21 protein-coding genes are annotated in these 20,666 nt (G+C 72.9%); 15 read left to right on the forward strand and 6 right to left on the reverse strand.

Annotated elements, in window-relative coordinates:
- From IE247_RS13900 to IE247_RS13910, 3 genes are all read right to left on the reverse strand, one after another.
- On the reverse strand, positions 1-2,642 hold a 2,642-nt coding region (locus IE247_RS13900), incomplete at its 3' end, for an FtsX-like permease family protein (protein WP_190123391.1).
- Between the two features lie 138 nt (positions 2,643-2,780).
- The gene (locus IE247_RS13905; protein ID WP_190123392.1) at positions 2,781-2,996 is read right to left on the reverse strand and encodes a hypothetical protein; all 216 of its coding nucleotides are present in this window, start codon (positions 2,994-2,996) and stop codon (positions 2,781-2,783) included.
- Between the two features lie 97 nt (positions 2,997-3,093).
- Complete coding sequence (locus tag IE247_RS13910; RefSeq protein WP_190123393.1) at positions 3,094-3,309, reverse strand: hypothetical protein; 216 nt, start codon at positions 3,307-3,309, stop codon at positions 3,094-3,096.
- 303 nt (positions 3,310-3,612) lie between these two features.
- Here IE247_RS13910 and IE247_RS13915 point away from each other — a divergent pair, with 303 nt between their 5' ends.
- Both IE247_RS13915 and IE247_RS13920 read left to right on the forward strand, forming a co-directional pair.
- Positions 3,613-4,776 (forward strand): ROK family glucokinase, encoded by a 1,164-nt coding sequence (locus IE247_RS13915; protein ID WP_190123394.1) that lies wholly within the window; start codon positions 3,613-3,615, stop codon positions 4,774-4,776.
- A 166-nt stretch (positions 4,777-4,942) separates the two neighbouring features.
- Positions 4,943-5,518: a hypothetical protein gene (locus IE247_RS13920; RefSeq protein ID WP_190123395.1), complete on the forward strand. Its 576-nt coding sequence runs from the start codon at positions 4,943-4,945 to the stop codon at positions 5,516-5,518.
- Positions 5,519-5,601: 83 nt separating this feature from the next.
- On the opposite strand, the gene IE247_RS13925 is transcribed toward IE247_RS13920, so the two are convergent.
- Positions 5,602-5,943 (reverse strand): hypothetical protein, encoded by a 342-nt coding sequence (locus tag IE247_RS13925; RefSeq protein ID WP_229869107.1) that lies wholly within the window; start codon positions 5,941-5,943, stop codon positions 5,602-5,604.
- A gap of 218 nt (positions 5,944-6,161) precedes the next feature.
- Between IE247_RS13925 and pcaDC the strand changes: the two genes are divergently transcribed.
- The 8 genes from pcaDC (at position 6,162) to IE247_RS13965 (ending at position 12,809) form a co-directional block, all read left to right on the forward strand.
- Positions 6,162-7,430, forward strand: coding sequence for a bifunctional 3-oxoadipate enol-lactonase/4-carboxymuconolactone decarboxylase PcaDC (pcaDC, locus tag IE247_RS13930; RefSeq protein WP_190123397.1), 1,269 nt, complete (start codon positions 6,162-6,164; stop codon positions 7,428-7,430).
- Between the two features lie 12 nt (positions 7,431-7,442).
- Positions 7,443-8,069, forward strand: coding sequence for an MBL fold metallo-hydrolase (locus tag IE247_RS13935; protein WP_190123398.1), 627 nt, complete (start codon positions 7,443-7,445; stop codon positions 8,067-8,069).
- Between the two features lie 30 nt (positions 8,070-8,099).
- Positions 8,100-8,879, forward strand: coding sequence for an exodeoxyribonuclease III (locus IE247_RS13940; protein ID WP_190123399.1), 780 nt, complete (start codon positions 8,100-8,102; stop codon positions 8,877-8,879).
- A gap of 125 nt (positions 8,880-9,004) precedes the next feature.
- Positions 9,005-9,451: a DUF6278 family protein gene (locus tag IE247_RS13945; protein WP_190123400.1), complete on the forward strand. Its 447-nt coding sequence runs from the start codon at positions 9,005-9,007 to the stop codon at positions 9,449-9,451.
- Positions 9,452-9,600: 149 nt separating this feature from the next.
- A complete protein-coding gene (locus IE247_RS13950) occupies positions 9,601-10,347 on the forward strand; it encodes an amino acid ABC transporter ATP-binding protein (protein WP_190123401.1) in 747 nt (248 codons plus the stop codon).
- Positions 10,348-10,361: 14 nt separating this feature from the next.
- Positions 10,362-11,273, forward strand: a complete 912-nt coding sequence (locus IE247_RS13955) for a glutamate ABC transporter substrate-binding protein (RefSeq protein ID WP_190123402.1) — start codon at positions 10,362-10,364, stop codon at positions 11,271-11,273.
- A 19-nt stretch (positions 11,274-11,292) separates the two neighbouring features.
- A complete protein-coding gene (locus tag IE247_RS13960; RefSeq protein WP_190123403.1) occupies positions 11,293-11,937 on the forward strand; it encodes an amino acid ABC transporter permease in 645 nt (214 codons plus the stop codon).
- Positions 11,934-12,809, forward strand: a complete 876-nt coding sequence (locus IE247_RS13965) for an amino acid ABC transporter permease (RefSeq protein ID WP_190123404.1) — start codon at positions 11,934-11,936, stop codon at positions 12,807-12,809. The genes IE247_RS13960 and IE247_RS13965 overlap by 4 nt, the downstream gene beginning before the upstream one ends.
- A 70-nt stretch (positions 12,810-12,879) precedes the next feature.
- Here IE247_RS13965 and IE247_RS13970 read toward each other — a convergent pair whose 3' ends face one another.
- On the reverse strand, positions 12,880-14,478 hold the full coding sequence (locus IE247_RS13970; RefSeq protein ID WP_190123405.1) for an alpha/beta fold hydrolase: 1,599 nt from the start codon (positions 14,476-14,478) through the stop codon (positions 12,880-12,882).
- Positions 14,479-14,723: 245 nt separating this feature from the next.
- Between IE247_RS13970 and ggt the strand changes: the two genes are divergently transcribed.
- The gene (ggt, locus tag IE247_RS13975) at positions 14,724-16,529 is read left to right on the forward strand and encodes a gamma-glutamyltransferase (RefSeq protein WP_190123406.1); all 1,806 of its coding nucleotides are present in this window, start codon (positions 14,724-14,726) and stop codon (positions 16,527-16,529) included.
- A gap of 175 nt (positions 16,530-16,704) precedes the next feature.
- Positions 16,705-17,451: a glycoside hydrolase family 75 protein gene (locus tag IE247_RS13980; RefSeq protein WP_190123407.1), complete on the forward strand. Its 747-nt coding sequence runs from the start codon at positions 16,705-16,707 to the stop codon at positions 17,449-17,451.
- Positions 17,452-17,516: 65 nt separating this feature from the next.
- On the opposite strand, the gene map is transcribed toward IE247_RS13980, so the two are convergent.
- Positions 17,517-18,284 (reverse strand): type I methionyl aminopeptidase, encoded by a 768-nt coding sequence (gene map / locus IE247_RS13985; RefSeq protein ID WP_190123408.1) that lies wholly within the window; start codon positions 18,282-18,284, stop codon positions 17,517-17,519.
- A gap of 64 nt (positions 18,285-18,348) precedes the next feature.
- On the opposite strand from map, the gene IE247_RS13990 reads away from it, so the two are divergent.
- From IE247_RS13990 to IE247_RS14000, 3 genes are all read left to right on the forward strand, one after another.
- On the forward strand, positions 18,349-18,603 hold the full coding sequence (locus IE247_RS13990; RefSeq protein WP_190123409.1) for a helix-turn-helix domain-containing protein: 255 nt from the start codon (positions 18,349-18,351) through the stop codon (positions 18,601-18,603).
- 58 nt (positions 18,604-18,661) lie between these two features.
- Positions 18,662-19,060, forward strand: a complete 399-nt coding sequence (locus IE247_RS13995; protein ID WP_190123410.1) for a PPOX class F420-dependent oxidoreductase — start codon at positions 18,662-18,664, stop codon at positions 19,058-19,060.
- An 81-nt stretch (positions 19,061-19,141) separates the two neighbouring features.
- A complete protein-coding gene (locus IE247_RS14000) occupies positions 19,142-20,611 on the forward strand; it encodes a hypothetical protein (RefSeq protein ID WP_190123411.1) in 1,470 nt (489 codons plus the stop codon).
- Positions 20,612-20,666 lie beyond the last annotated feature (55 nt).

Consider the following 20,666-nt stretch of genomic DNA (forward strand, 5'->3'; position numbering starts at 1 on the left):
GCGCCGGCCGGGGCCCGCCCCCCCGGCCGGAGCGGCCGCCCCCCGGGGCGGGCCCCCCCGCCCCGGGGGGGCGGGGCCCGGCGGGGGGGGGGGGCGGACGCCGCGGTGACGGCGGCCGACGCCGCCCCGCCGGGCGCGAGCCAGATCGCGACCGCGGCGGCCGGGACGGCTCCGGTCAGCGAACCGGCCAGCCCCAGCGCCGCGCCCTCAGTCAGCACCAGCCGGGCGATCGTCCGGTCCGTCCAGCCGGTGGCCCGCAGGGTGGCGAACTCACCGGCCCGGTCGCGGATGTTCAGATACATGACATCGCCGACGGCGACCGCGGCCAGCAGCGCCATCAGCGTCACGGCCGCGATGTCCGTGCCCCGCACCCGTACCGAGACCGCGTCGCCGAGCAGCGATCCGGCGAGCACTCCGTCGAAGGTCACGAGGGCCGCCATCAGCAGCGTGACCGAGCCCGCCGCGATCGCCGACGCGGCGATGCCGAGCAGGGCGCGGGCCCGGGAGCGGGCCGTGTTCACCAGCGCCAGCCGCCCGACCCCGCCCACCGGGCGGGCCCGGCGGCCGACCGCGACGGGCGGACGCAGCGCCTCCAGCGGCCTCGCCCGGGACGCCCGCCAGGCCGAGGGCACCCCGCCGAGCACCGCGACGCCGATCGCGCCGGGCACGGAGAGCAGGGCGTACGCGGTGCTCACGGCCGTGTCCAGCATCGCCGACGCGGCCAGCGCGAGGCCTGCCCCCAGCACCCCGGCGAGGGCCCCGAGCACGAGCAGCTCCCCGAGCACGGCGGTGAACAGCCGCCCCCGGCTCCAGCCGACGGCACTGAGCAGCCCCAGCTCCGCGCGCCGGGCGCGCACGGACGCGGCGGTGGCGTTGCCGATGAACAGACAGCACACGGTGAGCATCAGGACGAGCAGCACCACGCTCTTGCGGTCCACCGCCTCAAAGACCGCGGCCACCACGTTCTTCTTGCTCCACCACTCTTGAAGCCGCAGCTCGGGGCGGCCGAAGTCGCCTGCGGGCAGCTCCACCGCGCGGGCGGCGGGCGAGGAGCCGAGCACGATGTCCACCGCCAGGCCGGTGCGGCTCGCGAGGGCCTCGGCGGCGACCCGCACCCGTTCCCGGGAGACGGCGTCGGCCCCGGTGACGCCGGCGACCGAGACGCGCACGGCGGAGATCGGGGCCCGCGCCTGCCGGTCGGTGAGCAGCCCGGCCCGGCCGAGCCAGCCGACGGCGTCGAGGGTGGTGAGCATGAGCGGCGGCTGCTGGGGATAGCCGGTGGGGGAACCGGCGGGCAGCAGCGGCTTCCCGCCGAGGCGCTCGCGTGAGGCCCGGTCCGCGCCGTGCAGCCCGGGGGCGGTGTACGCGCCCATCGGCACCCGGGCGGCGGCGTCGTACGCGGGCAGCCGCCCCGGGTCGAAGACGCCGGTGTTCCGGCCGTGCACGGCGGGCGGCGCGGCGGGGGCGGCCGGGCGCGACAGCGGGCGGAACCAGCGGTCGCGCCCGTCGAGGGCCAGTTCGGCGGAGCGCGGCACGGCCCGGGGCCGCAGCGTGCCGTCCGGGGCCGCCGTGTGGCGCACCGGTCCCGCGACCACGAGTTCGCCGAGCGGGCTGACGGTGCCCGGCGCGCTGTCGCGCACGGTGTCGGTGGTGGACAGCTCGGCCCGGTGCAGGGGCGCGCCGCCGCCGCTCCGGCGGACCTCGGTCCGCAGGGTCAGGCCCGTCGTGGCCCCCCGGGCGCGCAGCAGGGGGAGTTCGGTGGAGTCCGCGTACCCCTCCTCGCCCTCGACCGTCACCGGCCGGCCGGGGGTGAGATAGCGGCCCGAGGTCAGCGCCCGGTCCAGGCCGAACAGCTCGGCCTCGGCCGCCGGGTCGATTCCGGCGAGGACGTAGGAGGAGGGGAAGGTGAGGACGGCGACGGTCGGCGCGAGATCGTGCCCGGCGCCGGGCCCCTGGTGGCGGCTGGTGACGCCCGCCCAGGAGAGACAGAGGACGGGTTCCTCCGAGGTGTGGAGGTTCTTCGCCGAGGGGGCTTCGTGGCGGCCCCGGCAGACCTCCGCCTCCTCGCCGGACGGCAGCCGTTCCCGATAGCGGTTGGTCACCCGCCGGCTCCCGCCGGCCAGTGTCACCGTCGGACCCTCCTCGACGGTGATCGGGTTCGGGGTGAGGTAGACGCGCCGGCTGCTCTGCCGGATCGTCGAGAGCCCCTGGTCGTACGTCCAGTCGCGGGTGATCTCGAAGGAGCCCCGGGTCCCCCTCGGCAGGATCCGGGCGAGGTCGAGGGTGGCGCGTCCGGCCGTCGGCGCGAAGCCCAGCACGGCGATCGGGGCGGCGACCCGGACGCCGGGGGTCCGCCGGATCCGGGCCAGCTGGGCGGTGGTGATGCCGCCGTGGACGTCCGACACGGCGTTGGGCCGCACCAGGTTCAGCCGGGTCTCCAGCTCTCCGGCGGCGCTCCGGGGGCGGACGAGGATGTCGTACGCGCCCCGGGTGCGGGACAGCTCGCCGTGCACATCGAGCCGGGAGGACTCGGTCGTGGAGGAGAGCACCACGAAGGAGGAGACGGCCGTCAGCACCCCCAGCAGCAGGGCGAGCGATCTCGCGGGCCGCCCCGCCAGCTGTCGCCGGACGAAGAGAAACACCCGGTCCTCTTCCTCTCCTCCCGCCTTCGTGCGGGCTCTCGTGGTGGTTCGCCGCGTCCGCCGCGTCCGCCGCGTCCGCCGCGTCCGCCGGGTCCGCCACGTCCGCCCGGAGCGGACGGACCCGGCGGCCGGGATCCGTCAGCAGGCTCCGACGGTGTGCCAGGGCTCGCAGTAGGGGCGCGGGCAGGCCGATCCATAGGCCTGGTAACAGCAGCGCTCCTGCTTGAGCCCGCCGTTGCACCTGGTCTCCTTGCGGACCGGGCAGGCCCCGCTGGTGCAGGTGAGCGCGCGGGCCTCGGTCTCCGGCACGAGCTTGCTCAGCAGGGTGTCGCCGATCTTTCTGAGAGCTCTCATGTGATCCCTTTCGCAGGTCCGGTTCCGGTGTCGCGCCGTTCCTCGGGGGAACCGGACCCCCGCCCGGGCGAAGGGCTGGATCCGGTGACAGGTCCGCTCAGCAGAACGACCGGGTGAACTCCCATTCACCGCAGTAGGCGTTCATGCAGGCAGGGGGGCGGGCCATGTAGCAGCACCGCTCATGGAGCCGATTGACGATGCACTTGTACTCCTTGCGGGACGGGCACGCCGTACCGCAGGTCACCGCTCTGGCCTCGGCCTCGGGGACCAGCTTCCGCAGTAACGCGTCGCCGACTCGCCGCAGGGCGTTCATACGATCCCTTTCATCGGGGATGAAGCGGCTGAAGTGGATCACTCGTCCGAACCGGGCCGCAACGCTGCGTTCATGATTGTGATCCAGTTCACATTGACGCTTCGCCGGGCCCCTGCACCGGCGGCCCACCGCCCCCACGCCCCCCAGCAGTAGGGGTGGCAGAATCGCCCATGGCGGACGCCGTCCGCCGCCGGCCCCTGGTGGGCGACCTCATCACGTGATGGCCGGCCCCACGACACCAGGGACGACGCGACCCGTGCGAGCATCCGCCCCCAACAGCTCCGCCGCTTTGGACCACGCCCTGTGAGCACCTATCGCGACTTCGCCCACCGGGGCTCCGCCCGGGCCACCGTCCTGCGCACCGTCGGCACCCGCGAGCGGCGCTCGCACCTCACCGCGCCCCGCGTCCCCACCGTCGGGATCGACATCGGCGGCACCAAGGTGATGGCCGGCGTCGTCGACGCCGACGGCGTCATCCTGGAGAAGGTCCGCACCGAGACCCCGCACAAGTCCAAGAGCCCCAAAGTGGTCGAGGACACCATCTGCGAACTCGTCCTCGACCTCTCCGACCGCCACGACGTCCACGCGGTCGGCATCGGCGCGGCCGGCTGGGTCGACGCCGACCGCTCCACGGTCCTCTTCGCCCCCCACCTCGCCTGGCGCAACGAACCCCTGCGCGACGCGCTCTCCGCGCGCCTCGCCGTCCCCGTCCTCGTCGACAACGACGCCAACACCGCCGCCTGGGCGGAGTGGCGCTTCGGCGCCGGACGCGGCGAGGACCATCTGGTCATGATCACCCTCGGCACCGGCATCGGCGGCGCGATCCTGGAGGACGGCCGGGTCAAGCGCGGCAAGTTCGGGGTCGCCGGAGAGTTCGGCCATATGCAGGTGGTGCCCGGCGGACACCGCTGCCCCTGCGGCAACCGGGGCTGCTGGGAGCAGTACAGCTCCGGCAACGCCCTCGTCCGCGAAGCCCGTGAGCTGGCCGCCGCCGAGTCGCCGGTCGCCCACTCCCTCATCGACCGCGTCGGCGGAAACGTCGCGGACATCACCGGCCCGCTCATCACCGAGCTGGCCCGCGAGGGCGACGCGATGTGCGTCGAACTCTTCCAGGACATCGGCCAGTGGCTCGGCGTCGGCATCGCCAACCTCGCCGCCGCCCTCGACCCCTCCTGCTTCGTCATCGGCGGCGGCGTCAGCGCCGCCGACGACCTCCTCATCGGCCCCGCGAGAGACGGCTTCCGCCGCCATCTCACCGGCCGCGGCTACCGGCCCGAGGCCCGCATCGTCAAGGCCCAGCTCGGCCCCGAGGCCGGCATGGTCGGCGCCGCCGACCTCGCCCGCCTCGTCGCCCGCCGCTTCCGCCGCGCCAACCGCCGCCGCCTCGAACGCCACGAACGGTACGAGCGCTACGCCCAGGCCCTCCGCAACTCCGCCTCCCCCCGAGGCACCACCCCGGAGTCCTGAGGCCATGTCGGGATTCCGTCCGACCGCCGCACCCCGGCGCGCGCCCCGGGGCGGCGCGCCCCGGCGTACCCCCAGGTCCGGGCGGGTCCACCCCGCGGACTCCGGCGAAACCGTACACTTCGGTTCAGTCCGCCCTCCCCGGAACCGCCCAGGAAACCCCGCAGTCATGACCGTGCCCCGCCAGTCCGCCTCCCCGGACGAGACCTTCCGGCCCCCCGAGGGCCGCCGAAGGATGATCGTCCGCCGCTGGCTCACGGCGATCATCATCGTTCTCCTCGTCGGCATCCCGGCCGGCTATCTGGTGATCTCCGCCGAGCAGAGCCGCGAGAGCGGCCGGCACAAGGCGGCCGAGTCCTCCGCGAGCGGACTGCGGGACAACTGGCCGTCCCAGATGAAGCGCCGGGTCTTCGAGATCCCGATCCCGATGAAATCCACCGACGTCGCCTACTTCGAAACCAGCAACTGGCAGACCAGCCGACTCTACGTCCAGTTCACCACCACCGCCGCCGGACTCGACCGCTTCCTCGAAGAGATCGGCACCGGCCGCGAGGCGCTGACCGAGGGCGAGATCGCCATCAGCCAGCGCCACGCCGAGACCGTCGGCTGGGACTTCGGGGGCGACCTCTCCTGGGCGAGCGTCAGCCAGACCAACCCCCACCCGCGCCCCAGCCAGGACATCACCGTCGACCAGACCGACCCCGACCGCCCCAGGGTGTTCGTCGTCTCCGCCGCCAACCCCTGAGCGGCCCCGGCCGCCACACGGCGACAAGGGGCCGTCCGCTCGGAAAGCGGCTGTGTCACCCGGCCACACGGAGGGTCACCCGGTCACACGGAGGACACCATCGCCACCAGACAGGCGAACAGACCGCAGCCGAGCACGGCTGTGGCGCAGACGGTCCCGATCCTGGACCGGGACAGCCCCTTGGCCCGCCCCACCGCCAGGACCACCGCTCCCGCGACGAAGGGGAGGGCCGCCGCCCCCAGCAGGGTGAGACCCCACCCGAGCGAGGGTGAGGCGCCTTCGGCCAGCTCCGCCCTCCCCAGGGCGCCCAGCGTGTGCTGTGCGCCATTGAATGTGAGCGGAAGAGCCGCCAGGAGGGCGGGGACGAACGCCAGGCCGATCCTGGCCACCGTGCCGAGAGCGCGGCCCGGTCGGTTCACTGTCATCGCCTTCATCGTTTCCCCCTGCTGGCTGTTCGACGAGGACACGGCTTCGCCCTGTCCTCCAGGTGCCCCTTGACCGACGTGTACTGCCAGTATGTCCTGCCCATACGCGTCACCCCGATCGGGTTGCCGCCCGCAAGGCCGCGGCGCTCACCCTTGGGGAGGGGGGCCTCGCCCGCCCCCCTTCCGTGAGAGATTGTGAGATATGGGAGCGTGAGCGGGTGAGTGAGACGACGACCAAGACCCTGCAATACCGCGTTGACGGGCCGGACGACGCACCCGTCCTCATCCTGGGCCCCTCCCTCGGCACTACATGGCACATGTGGGACCGGCAGATAGCGGACCTGTCCCGCGAGTGGCGGGTCTTCCGCTACGACCTGCCGGGCCACGGCGGCGCACCCGCCCACCCCGCCGCCGCCGTCGGCGACCTCACCGACAGACTCCTCGCCACTCTCGACGGACTGGGCATCCAGCGCTTCGGCTACGCGGGCTGCTCCGTCGGGGGAGCGGTCGGCATCGATCTGGCGCTGCGCCACCCTCAGCGCGTCGCCTCCCTCGCGCTGGTCGCCGCCTCCCCCCGGTTCGGGACGGCCGACGAGTTCCGCAGGCGCGGGGTGGTGGTGCGCACCAATGGGCTCGACCCGATCGCCCGGAGCGCCCCGGAGAGCTGGTTCACCCAGGGCTTCGCCGCGGCCCAGCCCGCGATCGTGGAATGGGCCGTGCAGATGGTCCGCACCACCGACCCCGGCTGCTACATAGCCGCCTGCGAGGCGCTCGCGGCCTTCGACGTCCGCGAGGAGCTCGGCCGGGTCGGGGTGCCCACCCTCGTGGTGGTCGGCTCGGAGGACCGGGTCACCGGGCCCGCCGAGGCCCGCACGCTGGTCGCCGGGATAGCCGACGCCCGGCTGGCGCTGGTGCCGGGGGCCTCGCACCTCGCGCCCGTGGAGCAGCCGGCCGCCGTCACCGACCTCCTGGCCGGTCACTTCGCCGGGGTCGCCCAGGACACCCACTCCGCGATCCCCGCGCCGCCCTCCGCCATGCTCTCCGCGCCCGTCGCCCCCATCGCCGAGATCGCCCCCGCGATGCCCCAGATGACCGCGTCGGGCCGCCCCGACCCGTACGAGCCGGGCATGAGGATCCGCCGGGAGGTCCTCGGCGACGCCCATGTCGACCGGGTGGGCGCCGAGACCGACGGCTTCAACGCCGACTTCCAGGAGCTGGCCACCCGCTACGCCTGGGGCGAGATCTGGGCCCGGGACGGCCTGGACCGGCGCACCCGCAGCGTGGTCACGCTCACCGCCCTGGTCGCGGGCGGCCACCGGGAGGAGCTGGCCGTCCACACCCGGGCCGCCCTGCGCAACGGCCTCACCCCCGACGAGATCCGGGAGATCCTCCTCCACACGGCCGTGTACTGCGGGGTTCCGGCCGCCGCCGCGGCCTTCGCGGTGGCCCGTACGGTCGTCCAGGAGGAGACCGCCCCCGGTCCGTAGCAGGATGGGCCCATGAGGCTCACCAAGAAGAGGCACTCCTGCGTCCGGCTGGAGAAGGACGGGGCGACCCTCGTCATCGACCCCGGCGGCTTCAGCGAGGAGGACGCCGCGGCCGGCGCCGACGCCGTGCTGATCACCCATGAGCATCCCGACCACTTCGACGAGGGTCGCGTCCGCGCGGCCCTCGCCGCCGGGGCCGAGGTGTGGACGCTCCGGAGCGTCGCCGAGCGGCTCTCGGCGGCGTACCCGGGGCGGGTGCGGACCGTCGGGCACGGCGACGCCTTCACCGCGGCCGGCTTCGGCGTCCAGGTCCACGGCGAACTCCACGCCGTGATCCACCCCGACCTCCCCAGGATCACCAATATCGGCTTCCTGGTCGACGGTTCGCTCTTCCACCCCGGCGACGCGCTCACCGTGCCGGACCACCCCGTCGACACGCTGCTGCTCCCCGTACAAGCCCCATGGAGCAAGATCTCCGAGGTCGTCGACTATCTCCGCGAGGTCGCGCCGGGGCGCGCCATCGACGTCCACGACGCGCTGATCACCGATCTCGCCCGGCCGATCTACGACACCCACCTCGGCAATCTCGGCCGCGCGGAGCACGGCCGGCTGGCCCCGGGGGAGAGCGCCGATCTGTGACTGTCGTACCCCGGCGCTAGGCTTCCTCCCATGCGCATCGCCACCTGGAACGTCAACTCGATCACCGCCCGTCTGCCCCGGCTGCTGGCCTGGCTCCAGAGCAGTGGTACGGACGTCCTGTGCGTCCAGGAGACCAAGTGCACCGAGGCCCAGTTCCCCGCCGAGGCGCTGCGGGAGATCGGCTACGAGTCCGCCGTCCTCGCCGACGGCCGGTGGAACGGCGTCGCGCTCATCTCCCGGGTCGGCCTGGCCGACGTGGTCAAGGGCCTCCCCGGCGGCCCGGAGTACGACGGGGTGCAGGAGCCGAGGGCGATCTCCGCGACCTGCGGCCCGGTCCGCCTCTGGTCGGTCTATGTGCCCAACGGCCGGGAGATCACCCACGCCCACTACGGCTACAAGCTGGAGTGGCTCGGCGCGCTCAAGGACGCGGTCGCGGCCGACGCGGCGGGGACGCGCCCCTTCGCGGTCCTCGGCGACTTCAACATCGCGCCCGCCGACGAGGATGTGTGGGACCGCGCCGCCTTCGAGGGCGCGACGCATGTGACCGAGCCCGAGCGGGCGGCGCTGACCGCGCTGCGCGGCACCGGCCTCACCGATGTGGTGCCCCGCCCGCTGAAGTACGCCCACCCCTTCACCTACTGGGACTACCGCCAGCTCGCCTTCCCGAAGAACCGGGGCATGCGCATCGACCTCGTCTACGGCAATGAGCCCTTCGCCGCCGCCGTCAAGGACGGCTATGTCGACCGCGAGGAGCGCAAGGGCAAGGGCGCGTCCGACCACGCGCCGGTCGTGGTCGACCTCGACGTCTGAGGGACGTCTGAGGGCCTTGACGGACCCGCCGTCCCGGTCCGGGGCCCCGCCGTCCCGGAACTCCCGGCGGGACGGCGGCGCGCGCCTGTGGTGTGCGCGGGTGCCGGGGTGCGAGGGTGGGCGGTATGAACATCCCTTTCCTGGGCAACTGGCGCAGGAGGCACCCGGCCGCCCCGCCGCCCGGGGACCCCGTCGCCGAGGAGGACCCCGAGCGCGCGGCGGCCATCGCCGAACTGCTCTCGGAGTGCGAGCTGCTGAGAGTCCGCGCCGAGGGCCTCGGGCTCGCACTCGACGACACCCCGGCCTCCCTCGCCGCCCTCGACCAGCTTCCGCCGCGCTGGCGCGAGGACCCCGAGGAGCTGCCCTGGGTGGGCAATGACGCGGGCCTCTACCTCGGCACCGTGATCGTCCGCACGGTGCCCGGGGCGCACTGGCACATCTGGCCGAGTGGTCACCCAGTGGTGAGACTCGCCTCCGGGCGAGAGATCGCCGTGGTGGAGGCCGGTCTCGACTGGGCGGTCAATGGAGCGCCCCAGTTGTCCCAGGTTTACGCGGAGGCCGCCGAAGTCTGAGCCGGCCGGGACCGGGCCCCGTGGGCCCCGGCCGGCCAAGCCGATAAATACGGCTTATGCCCTATTTATGCGTGTCGTGCGCGAAGTCCCTTATCGGGATGGATAGTTTGCGCTGACCTCGACACAGCGATGAGTGGGTAGGGCAGCGTATGGCCGTCGTCGATCCGTTGATCGAGCTGCGGGACGTCAATAAGTTCTACGGACAGTTGCACGTACTCCAGGACATCAATCTCACCATCGGGCGCGGGGAGGTGGTGGTGGTCATCGGGCCGTCCGGCTCCGGGAAATCGACCCTCTGCCGGACCGTGAACCGGCTGGAGTCGATCGAGTCGGGCACGATCACCATCGACGGACAGCCCCTGCCGGAGGAGGGCAAAGGGCTCGCCGCGCTCCGCGCGGACGTCGGCATGGTCTTCCAGTCCTTCAATCTCTTCGCCCACAAGACCGTGCTCGCCAATGTCTCGCTCGCCCAGATCAAGGTCCGGCGCAGAAAGAAGGACGAGGCCGACCGGCGCTCCCGGGAGCTGCTGGAACGGGTGGGCCTCGCCTCCCAGGCCGACAAGTACCCCGCCCAGCTCTCCGGCGGCCAGCAGCAGCGGGTGGCCATCGCCCGGGCGCTCGCCATGGACCCCAAGGTCATGCTCTTCGATGAGCCCACCTCGGCCCTCGACCCCGAGATGATCAACGAGGTGCTCGAAGTGATGCAGCAGCTCGCCCGGGACGGCATGACCATGGTCGTGGTCACCCACGAGATGGGCTTCGCCCGCTCCGCCGCCAACCGTGTGGTGTTCATGGCCGACGGCCGCTGCATCGAGGACCGCGCCCCGGAGGACTTCTTCAACCATCCGGAGAGCGATCGCGCCAAGGACTTCCTCTCCAAGATCCTCAAGCACTGACGGGGGCACGGCAGATGCCACGTACACGACGCGCCCTCGCGGCGCTGGCGCTCGCCCTCCTGGCGGTCACCGCGGCCTGCGGCAAGGAGGGCAGCCCGCCGGTCAAGGGCCCGCAGCCCGACCAGCTCCCGCACTACCGGGTGAACACCGGCTTCCAGCTGGACGCCTCGCCCACCTGGCGAAAGGCGAGCAAACGCGGCCACTTCGTCGTCGGGGCCAAGGAGGACCAGCCCTATCTCGGCGAGAAGGACCCCGCCACCGGCCTGTACTCCGGCTTCGACATCGAGATCGCCAAAATGGTCTCCGCCTCGCTCGGGCTCGACCCCGCGCGGATCGTCTTCCGGACCATCGCCTCCGCCAACCGCGAGACCGCCCTCCAGAACGGCCAGATCGACTACTACGTCGGCACCTACACCATCAACGACAACCGCAAGAAACTCGTCGGCTTCGCGGGCCCCTACTACCTCGCCGGCCAGTCCCTGCTGGTACGGGCCGACGAGAAGGACATCAAGGGCCCCCAGGACCTCGCGGGCAAACGGGTCTGCTCCGCCGCCGGATCCACCCCGTACCAGCGCATCCAGCAGGACTACCCCCGGGCCGACCTCGTCGCGTACGACACCTACTCCGTCTGCGTCGACAACCTGCTGACCTATCAGGTCGACGCCGTCACCACCGACGACGCCATCCTCATCGGCTACGCGGCCAAGGCCCCCGACGAACTCAAGGTCGTCGGCAAGCCCTTCTCCGAGGAGCCCTACGGCATCGGCGTCCCGCGCGACGACAACGCCCTGCGCTTCGCCATCGACGACGCGCTGGAGGCCGACGAGAAGAATGGCTACTGGAAGGAGGCGTACGACGCCACCCTCGGCCTCTCCGGGGTCCCGGCGCCACAGCCGCCCCCGATCGACCGCTACCCGGCGAGCTGAGGCAAGGAAGAGGACGGACATGGACGTACTGACCGACAACTTCTCCCTGTACGCCGAGGGCTTCCTCGGCACCGTCCGGCTGACGGTCTACTCCTCGCTGCTCGCCCTCGTCCTCGGCTTTCTGATGGCCTCCTTCCGGGTCGCCCCCGTCGGCTCCCTGAGGGCCATCGGCACCGTCTGGGTGACCGTGCTCCGCAACACCCCGCTGACCCTGCTCTTCTTCGCCGTGCTGCTGGGGCTGCCGCGCTTCGGCCTGGTCCTGCCGTTCACGGTCTTCGCGGTCATCGCCCTGGGCTGCTACACCTCCGCCTTCATCTGCGAGGCGCTGCGCTCCGGCATCAACACCGTGCCCACCGGCCAGGGCGAGGCCGCCCGCAGCCTGGGCATGAGCTTCGGCCAGACACTCACCAGCGTGGTGCTGCCCCAGGCGTTCCGCACCGTCATCCCCCCGGTCGGCTCCACGCTCATCGCCCTCGCCAAGAACTCCGCGATCGCCGGGGCGTTCAGCGTCACCGAACTCCTCGGCACCTACAAGACCCTCAGCGAGCTGGGCTACAACATCATCTGGACCTTCGTCTGGATCGCCGTCGGCTATCTGATCATCACCCTCACCATCAGTGCGCTGTTCAACGTGCTGGAGAAGCGCTATGGAGTCGCCCGATGACCGATTCCACCGCCCTCTACGACATCCCGGGGCCCAGAACCCGCCGCCGCCACCGGCTCTACGGGATCATCTCGACCGCCGCCATCGCGGCGCTGCTGGGCTGGATCGTGTATCTGCTCTTCGACACCGAGCAGTTCACCGCCGAGAAGTGGACGCCGTTCGAGTACAAGGGCATCCAGGAACTGCTGCTGCGCGGGCTCGGCAACACCCTCAAGGCCTTCGCCTACGCCGCCGTCCTCTCCCTGGTGCTCGGCGGGATCCTGGCCTGCGGCCGGCTCTCCGACCACCGGCCGGTGCGCTGGGTCGCGACCCTGCTGGTGGAGTTCTTCCGCGCCATGCCCGTACTGGTGATGATCTTCTTCATCTTCGTGGCGCTGAAGGTCCAGCCACTGCCCGCGCTGGTCGCCGGGCTGACGCTCTACAACGGCTCGGTGCTCGCCGAGGTCTTCCGGGCGGGCGTCAACTCCGTCGACCGGGGCCAGCGGGAGGCCGCTTACGCGCTGGGCCTGCGCAAGACCCAGGTCATGACCCATGTCCTGGGCCCGCAGGCACTGCGCGCCATGCTGCCCGCCATCATCAGCCAACTGGTGGTCGCGCTGAAGGACACCTCGCTCGGCTATCTGATCACCTACGAGGAATTCCTCCACGCGGGCAAGCTCATCGCCTCCAACCTCGACTACGATCTGCCGTTCATCCCCGTGGTGATGGTGATCGCGCCGATCTACATCGGGCTGTGCATGCTGCTCTCCTGGTTCGCCAACTGGGTGGCCAGAAGACAGCGGCGCAATCCGAAGACGAAGGCCGCGGACATCGCCCCGGCCGAACCAGGGACGCTGCTGACCCAAGGCCCCAAGGCGCCCGGAAGGACGTAGGGGCCCGGACAGCAGCTCATGGGGCATGAACCGGCCTCCCCGGGAAGGGGGCCACGGCGGCAGCCGGTGATCACTTCTCGCGCAGCGGGACCGACAGATACGACGGGTCGGACGCGGGCGAGGAGAAGGTCAGCTGCGCGCCGGCCGGATTGTGCTCGATGTAGAGCGGGTCGACAGTGTCGACGACCACGGCGAGACGGTGGCCGGCCGGAACGTCGTAGGCGGTGGAGAACAGCTCCAGGTCGACGGCGAACGGCTTGCCGGGCGTCTTGCCGTGGAAGGTGTACGGGGCATTGCCGACCAGCTTGCCGAGGCCGAGCGGGCCCACGTCGTAGAGATGGGCGACGAGGGTGCCGCTCTCCTTGGTGCTGGTGACCGTGGTGTGCAGTTCGGCGGCGCCGCGGATCCGCCGGGGGGACGCGTACCGCTCCGACTCCCACACGGCCGCGAAGGCGCGCGGGAGCAGTGGGACCGAGACCGCCGGGGGCAGCTTCGCGAACTGGTCCAGCGCGCCGGAGAGGAAGACGAGCCCGCCGTTGGCCCCCGAGTCGATGTTCGTGTGGATCCGCCGGCTCTCCGGCAGCGGGATCCGCTCCCGGTCCGGACCGGCCGACGGCCAGTCCGGATAGCTCTCGTACGCCTCTGAGGTGCGGGGCTTCAGCCGGACCGGGCGCTCGCGGTCGACCCCGTTGTCGACACCCCTCAGATGGTGGTCGAGCCAGCGGTGCGCGCTGGTCCAGGTGTCGTTGGGGAGCCCGAGCAACCCGGTCGCCTCGGCCGTGACATGGTCGCCGGGCCGCAGCTCCAGCCGTTTGGGTACGGTCAGCCGCTCGAAGAAGTCGGTGTACTGGTTGGGCGGGAAGAGCGAGTCGCCCCAGGCGTTGCCGAGCATCACGGCGGTGCCGTTGGCGTTGATCCGGTCCACCCGGGCGGCGGGGGAGCGCAGCGCGCCCCACTTGAGCATCTTCTCCTCCTCGGCCAGGTTCGAGCCGAGGAAGTCCTTGAGGATCTCGCGCAGTTCGGGCCCGGGCCGGCCGGTCGCCAGGCCCGCGACGCCGAGCGCCAGCGCGGCCTGGGAGTGCTGGGTCCGGCCGCTGTAGACGGAGTCGATCAGATCGGCCCAGCCGCTCAGCGCCACCACCGCCCTGACGCGCGGGTCGTGAGAGGCCGTCAGCAGGCTGATGCCCGCGCCGTACGACACTCCGGCCATGCCCACCCGCTCCGGGTCGGCCGGAGTGTTGGCGAGCGCCCAGTCGATCACCCGGGAGGCGTCGGCGACATCCCGGGGTCCCGCGACCTCGATCTCCCCGCCCGACTGCCAGAAGCCGCGCGCGTTGTAGCTGACCACCACATAGCCCGAGGCGGCGAGCTTCTTCGCCTGGGCGAGGTACTCGATCTGCGGCATCGCCCAGCTGGTGGGCAGGACGACGACGGGGTGGAGCCGTCCGGAGCCGGTCGCCGGGGTGACGACATTGGCCTTCAGTACGGTGCCGCCGTCGCCCGCGATGTCCGTGAACCGGACCTGGGGCGTCATGGCGGTGCCGACCGGCAGCGGCCGCGCGGTCGCGGCCGGCGCGCCGGCCACCGCCGGTCCGGCCAGCAGCGCGGCCAGCGCGACACCGGTCAAGGCGGTGCGCAGAGCCCTGTGCGACAGTCCCGCGGATCCCATGGGCAACTCCTCACTTGTGTGCCTCAGTTGTGCGCCACTCAGAAGTGACCCGACGGTAACCTCAAGGACTTACTGTCAGTAACTCCCCGGTCGGTCACGCACGGATAACGATTGCCGGTGCGCCGCCGGTGCGTTGGCGCGACCTGTGTCCGCCCGGTGGGGGCGCGGCCCTGTTCCGGGGAGTCCTGACGCCGGGCGGCCGGTGACGTTACAGTGCGCGGACATCCGCTGATCCGGAGGTTTGGATGAGTCGCTCAGCCGCACGGAATCTGTCCGTTCTGGCCGTCGCCGTGGCCCTGGTCTCGTCGGTCGGCGCCGCCGCCCCGTTAACCGCCGCCCCCGCCCCACCGGTGAAGACACCTGTCGCGGTCGGCCACGGCGGGGCGGTCGCGAGCGTCGACGCCGATGCCTCGGCGGTCGGGATCGAAGTGCTGCGGCGCGGCGGGAACGCCGTCGACGCGGCCGTGGCGACCGCCGCCGCGCTCGGCGTCACCGAGCCGTACTCGGCGGGGATCGGCGGCGGCGGGTACTTCGTCCACTACGACGCCCGCACCCGTTCCGTCCAGACCATCGACGGCCGGGAGACCGCGCCGCGCTCCGCCGACTCCGCCCTGTTCCTGGAGAACGGCCGCCCCATCCCGTTCGACGAGGGGCAGACCAGCGGACTGGGCGTCGGCACCCCCGGCACCCCCGCGACCTGGGACGCGGCCCTGGAGGCCTGGGGCACCCGATCGCTGGGGCAACTGCTGAAACCGGCCGAGCGGCTGGCGAAGAACGGATTCACCGTCGACTCCACCTTCCGCTCCCAGACCGCCGCCAACCAGGCCCGGTTCGCCGACTTCCCCGCCACCGCCGAACTCTTCCTGCCCGGCGGCGAACTGCCGAAGGTCGGCTCCGTCTTCAAGAACCCGGACCTGGCGCGCACCTACCGCGAACTGGGCCGCGAGGGCGGCCGCGCCCTGTACCGGGGCGACATCGCCCGGGACATCGTCCGCACCGTACGCACCCCGCCGGTCGGCGAAGGCGTCACCCGCGAGGTCCGGCCCGGCGATCTGACCACCCGTGACCTGCGGTCGTACGACACCGTCCGCCAGGCCCCCAGCAAACTCTCCTACCGGGGCCTGGACGTCTACGGCATGGCCCCCTCCTCCTCCGGCGGCACCAGCGTGGGCCAGGCGCTCAACATGCTGGAGCGCACCGATCTGTCGAAGGCCACCGACGCCGGGTATCTGCACCGTCTCATCGAGGCGAGCCGGATCGCCTTCGCGGACCGGGGCCGCTGGGTCGGCGACCCGGCCTTCGAATCCGTGCCGACCAAGCAGCTCCTCTCCCAGCGCTTCGCCGACGCGCGCGGCTGCCTCATCAAGGACGACGCGGTGCTCACCAGCCCGCTCGCCCCGGGCGACCCCCGCTCGCCGGTGGCCTGCGGCAGCGCGGGACCGGCGGTTCCCACCGTGTACGAGGGAGAGAGCACCACCCATCTGACGGTCGCCGACAAATGGGGCAATGTCGTCGCCTACACCCTGACGATCGAGTCCACCGGCGGCAGCGGCATCACCGTGCCCGGCCGGGGCTTCCTGCTCAACAACGAGCTGACCGACTTCTCCTTCGCCCCGGCGAACCCGGCGGTCCACGACCCCAACCTCCCCGGCCCCGGCAAGCGCCCGCGCTCCTCCATGGCCCCGACGATCGTCCTCCGGGACGGCCGTCCGGTGCTCGCGGTGGGCTCCCCGGGCGGTGCCACGATCATCACCACCGTGCTCCAGTCCCTGACCGGCCGTCTGGACCGAGGCCTTCCGCTGGTGGAGGCGATCGCCGCGCCCCGCGCCAGCCAGCGCAACCAGACCACCACCGAGCTGGAGCCCGGACTCTGGAACAGCCCGCTCAGGGCCGAGCTGGAGGCCATCGGCCACGCCTTCCGGCAGAACCCGGAGATCGGCGCGGCGACCGGCGTCGAGCGACTGCCCGACGGCCGCTGGCTCGCGGCCGCCGAGAAGGTCCGCCGGGGCGGCGGCTCGGCGATGGTCGTCCACCCCGCCGGTCGGGGTTAGCCCTGGCCGGGGTTAGCCCGTCCGGCCCCAGAGGTCTCGCGGCCCGTCCGGCGTCAACCGCCGGGCGGGCCGCCCGTTTTGCCGCCGGGCGCGGGCCCGGCCCCGGACGTGGGGGGATCGGTTCCGGCCGGGAGCGGGTATGGACGCTTCTCCCCACCGAAAGGCGAGCCTCTCCATGCACTCTCGTACTCTCGCGCTCTCCGCGGCCCTCGGCGTGGCCGTCGTCCCCGGAGCGGCCCCGCCCGCCGGGGCCGAAGGCGTCCAGCAGGTCCTGGTGCCGAGGGCGCACGGCGTGTCGGGGTCGTACGGCGTACTCGGGTCCTACGGCGTACGGGGGGACACGGCCGGGGCGGCCGAGCTGCTGGACAGGGTGAAGGAGTGCGCCCAGATCTCCCGGGGCGCGTACCACGAGGACGCGAACGCCCCGGCGGACGTGCCGGTCTGCGAGAAGAAGGGCGCGGTCTTCTGGAAGGCCGACATGGACATCGACTGCGACGGGCAGCGCACCGAGCGGTGCAACGCCACGACCGATCCCCACTTCCTCGCGCAGACCGCCTTCCGGCAGTCCGACGGGCGACCGCTCAACGCGGAGAAGCTGCCCTTCGTGGTGGTGCCGGGGGCCGGTGATCTCTGGAAGCCCTCCGCGTCGGGCATCGGGGGCGGGGGAGTGGTCGCCGTCATCCACGGGGGCCGGGTCCGGTACGGAGTCGTCGGGGACACCGGGCCCACGCGGATCATCGGCGAGGCGTCCTACGCCATGGCGCGGTCGCTCGGTGTCGACCCGGACCCCCGGACGGGCGGCGTCGACTCAGGGGTCACCTACATTCTCTTCAAGGACTCCCGGGTGGACCCGATCGAGGACCACGGCGCGGCGGTGACCCTCGGGGAGTCGCTGGCCAGGAAATTCCTCAAGGAGAACTGAGGCGCCCCGCCCGGGGCCGGGCCGGTCCCGGCGGGGGGACCCGAGCGCGGTCCTGTGCGTCCCGGTCAGAGCGCGGTCAGCACACGCGGCCCCTCGTCGGTGATCGCCACGGTGTGCTCGGAGTGGGAGGCGCGGCTGCCGTCGATCGTGCGCATGGTCCAGCCGTCCCGGGCCGTGTAGTGGTCGTCCGAGCCGCCGGCGATCACCATCGGCTCGATGGCCAGCACCATGCCGCGCCGCAGGGGCATGCCCCGGCCGGCCCGGCCCTCATTGGGCACGCCCGGGTCCTCGTGCATCTGCCGGCCCACGCCATGGCCCCCGAAGCCGTCCGGTATGCCGACGCCCGCGGTGCGGCACACCCGGCCGATCGCATGGGCGATGTCGCCGATGCGATTGCCGACCCTGGCGGCCGCGATGCCCGCCGCCAGGGCCTCCTCGCCCACCTCGATCAGCCGGCTGTCCTCGGGGCGGGCCCGGCCGACCGTGAAGCTGACGGCGGCGTCGCCCGCCCAGCCGTCCAGGATCGCGCCGCAGTCGACGCTGACCAGATCGCCGTCGCGCAGCGGCCGGGCGTCCGGGATGCCGTGCACGATCGCGTCATTGACCGAGACGCACAGGACCGCGGGGAAGGGCACCGGGGCCCACTCGGGGTGATAGCCGAGGAAGGGCGAGCGGGCCCCGGCCTCCCGCAGCACCTCGCGAGCCACCCGGTCCAGCTCCAGCGGGCTGACGCCGACCGCCGCCGCCTCGCGCGCGGCCGTCAGCGCCTGGGCCACCACGCGGCCGGACGCACGCATCGCCTCGATCGAGGCGTCTGTCTTGATCTCCACCATGCCAATTACTATACCGGTCGAGGCGTTATTCTCATACCGGCTCGACCGGCATTAGAATAACGGCATGGTCCGTACCCCCCTCACCCCGGAAGAGCGCGAACGCGGCGAGCGGCTCGGCCGCCTCCTGCGTACCGCGCGCGGCGAACGCAGCATGGTGGAGGTCGCGGCGGCGGCCGGACTCTCCGCCGAGACCCTGCGCAAGATCGAGACCGGCCGCGCCCCGACGCCCGCCTTCTTCACCGTCGCCGCCCTCGCCACCGCCCTCGAACTGTCCATGGACGACCTCATGACCCGCTGCGCGCCCACACCCGCTATCTGACCCGACCGGAGTGGGCGTTCACTCTCCCCGCACCGGCCCGACGGCGTACCCTCGCACCGTGACCGCCGAGGGATTCGCCGCCGCCAGGTACATCAGCCTGACCACCTTCCGCAAGAACGGGACGGGAGTCGCCACCCCCGTCTGGTTCGTCCAGGACGGCGGCAAGCTCCACGTCCTGACCAACCGCGAGTCCTGGAAGGTGAAGCGGCTGCGCAACGACGCCCGCGTCACCGTGACCGTGTGCGACGCACGCGGCAGGATCGCCGACGGCGCGCTGAGCGCGGGCGGCACCGCCGAGCTGTTCGACGACCTCGGCGACACGCGCAAGCTGCTGGCCCGCAAATACAGCTGGCAGTTCTGGCTGATGGACCGGCCGGCCGCGCTCGTCCGCCGGGGAAAACGGCCCCAGACCGGCATCGCGGTGACTCTCTCCCCGAACAATGAGAACGGCTTGTAACAGCGCGCACCCACGGCCGTCACACGGCCGGGGTTCGATGCCAGCGGATTCCCCGGACATCTCCGGACAGGAGCGGCGGCGATGGCGGTCAACCAACTCCCCTCGGAACGCGATGCCCTCGCACAGTACCTGCGAGGACTGACCGCGCTCCTCGACCAGGACACCGGCTGGTACGCCGTCTTCCGGCAGCGCGACCCCGAAGGGGTGCGGGAGTGCCTGGAAGGCGTCGAAGTCCCCCCGTGGGACGTGGTCGAGGCCCTGCTGCACGACCTCGCGGCGGCCCGCGGCGCGGGGATCGCGGCACGCGAGGAGCCCCGGGCGCGCCGGCTGCACACATCCGCCGCCGCCGCGTACGACCGCCGCCCCGGCGGCCGGGAGGCCCTGGCCGAACGCGTGGAGCTGATGCGCCAGGAGCTGATCCGCTCCACGCTCCGCGCCGAGGAACTGGTCCGCAGACGGACCGCCGAACCGGCGGGCCCGGCCGCCGCCCGGCTCGACCACGAGCTGGAGTGGACCCGGGACGACCAGGCCAGGGCCACCGCCAGACTGGCCGAACTCCGCTCCCGGCTCACCTCCCTGACCACCGTGCCGCCACCGCGCCCCGGGGAGAGCGACAGCGCCCCCGGCGAGGGCTGGTTCGGCCCCGGCCGCGAACGGGAGAGCGGCGAGCCCGCCCCCCGCGCCCCCCGCCCCGCCGACCCCCACCCGGCCGACCCTCGCGCCCCCCGCCCCGACCTGCCCCACCCGCGCCCCTTCGGCCCGCCCCCCGAGCCCGGGCCCACCGCGCCCGCCGAGGCCGCGCCCGCCGAGGCCGCGTCCGGCCGGGCCCACCGCCGCGGCCTGCTGAGAGGCGCGCGGTTCGCGGGCGCGGCCCACTCCGGAGACACCCCCGACACCGCGACCGGCGGCGGACCCCTCCCGCAGCCGCAGGCCCCCGCCCCGCCCCCGCGCGGCGCGCGCCACGGCACCGCCGCCGCCGAAACCGCCGTACCGGCCGCCGAGGCCCCCGCCGGCCCCGGCCACGCCGCCGACACCGCGCGCGAGGTCGTGCGCACCCTCTCCCGGCTGCGCACCGCCGAGCGCGGCGGGGAGGCGCACGCCGTGCTCTGCGAGGCCGCGGTGCTCCCCGCCGCCTGGCTGCCGGTCCTCGCCGGGGAACTCCACCGCGCCGGGCTCGACGCCGACTGGACCACCCTGCTGTGGGAGGCCGCCTCCCAGCCCCTGCCCCGGGTCGCGGCCATCGCCGGAGCGCTCGCCGCCGAAGGACGCGAGAGCGACGGCGAACGGCTGCTCCGACAGGGCGTCGCCCGTCCCGTCGAGGAGATCGCCCGGGCCGCCCTCGAACTCGCCGACCAGGGACGCCTCCCCGAGGCCCACGCCCTCCTCACCGCCTGCGTACAGCTGCACCCCGCCGCCGAAGCGGCCCGAATCGCCGCCGACGCCCCCCAGCGCCTCGTACCCCTGCTGCTCAAGGCGGCCCGCGCCCAGTCCCGCTCCCACGAACACCGGCTCGTCCACGCCCTGCGCGTCGCGGGCCATCTCGCCACCTGAACCGCACGGCACCGCACCGTGCCCGCCGGCCGGGTGAATCGAGATCGACCGCGCC

The organism is Streptomyces inusitatus (genome assembly GCF_014651115.1).
GTDB classification, from domain to species: Bacteria; Actinomycetota; Actinomycetes; order Streptomycetales; family Streptomycetaceae; genus Streptomyces; species Streptomyces amakusaensis.

What these genes read in the sequence shown, in the direction of transcription:
- IE247_RS14000 (WP_190123411.1), top strand. Translation starts at nt 19,142, where the DNA reads ATGGCGGTCAACCAACTCCCCTCGGAACGCGATGCCCTCGCACAGTAC.
- IE247_RS13935 (WP_190123398.1), top strand. Translation starts at nt 7,443, where the DNA reads ATGAGGCTCACCAAGAAGAGGCACTCCTGCGTCCGGCTGGAGAAGGAC.
- IE247_RS13960 (WP_190123403.1), top strand. Translation starts at nt 11,293, where the DNA reads ATGGACGTACTGACCGACAACTTCTCCCTGTACGCCGAGGGCTTCCTC.
- IE247_RS13910 (WP_190123393.1), bottom strand. Translation starts at nt 3,309, where the DNA reads ATGAACGCCCTGCGGCGAGTCGGCGACGCGTTACTGCGGAAGCTGGTC.
- IE247_RS13940 (WP_190123399.1), top strand. Translation starts at nt 8,100, where the DNA reads ATGCGCATCGCCACCTGGAACGTCAACTCGATCACCGCCCGTCTGCCC.
- IE247_RS13980 (WP_190123407.1), top strand. Translation starts at nt 16,705, where the DNA reads ATGCACTCTCGTACTCTCGCGCTCTCCGCGGCCCTCGGCGTGGCCGTC.
- map (WP_190123408.1), bottom strand. Translation starts at nt 18,284, where the DNA reads ATGGTGGAGATCAAGACAGACGCCTCGATCGAGGCGATGCGTGCGTCC.
- IE247_RS13990 (WP_190123409.1), top strand. Translation starts at nt 18,349, where the DNA reads ATGGTCCGTACCCCCCTCACCCCGGAAGAGCGCGAACGCGGCGAGCGG.
- IE247_RS13970 (WP_190123405.1), bottom strand. Translation starts at nt 14,478, where the DNA reads ATGGGATCCGCGGGACTGTCGCACAGGGCTCTGCGCACCGCCTTGACC.
- IE247_RS13925 (WP_229869107.1), bottom strand. Translation starts at nt 5,943, where the DNA reads ATGACAGTGAACCGACCGGGCCGCGCTCTCGGCACGGTGGCCAGGATC.
- IE247_RS13955 (WP_190123402.1), top strand. Translation starts at nt 10,362, where the DNA reads ATGCCACGTACACGACGCGCCCTCGCGGCGCTGGCGCTCGCCCTCCTG.
- IE247_RS13950 (WP_190123401.1), top strand. Translation starts at nt 9,601, where the DNA reads ATGGCCGTCGTCGATCCGTTGATCGAGCTGCGGGACGTCAATAAGTTC.
- ggt (WP_190123406.1), top strand. Translation starts at nt 14,724, where the DNA reads ATGAGTCGCTCAGCCGCACGGAATCTGTCCGTTCTGGCCGTCGCCGTG.
- IE247_RS13920 (WP_190123395.1), top strand. Translation starts at nt 4,943, where the DNA reads ATGACCGTGCCCCGCCAGTCCGCCTCCCCGGACGAGACCTTCCGGCCC.
- IE247_RS13965 (WP_190123404.1), top strand. Translation starts at nt 11,934, where the DNA reads ATGACCGATTCCACCGCCCTCTACGACATCCCGGGGCCCAGAACCCGC.
- IE247_RS13945 (WP_190123400.1), top strand. Translation starts at nt 9,005, where the DNA reads ATGAACATCCCTTTCCTGGGCAACTGGCGCAGGAGGCACCCGGCCGCC.
- IE247_RS13905 (WP_190123392.1), bottom strand. Translation starts at nt 2,996, where the DNA reads ATGAGAGCTCTCAGAAAGATCGGCGACACCCTGCTGAGCAAGCTCGTG.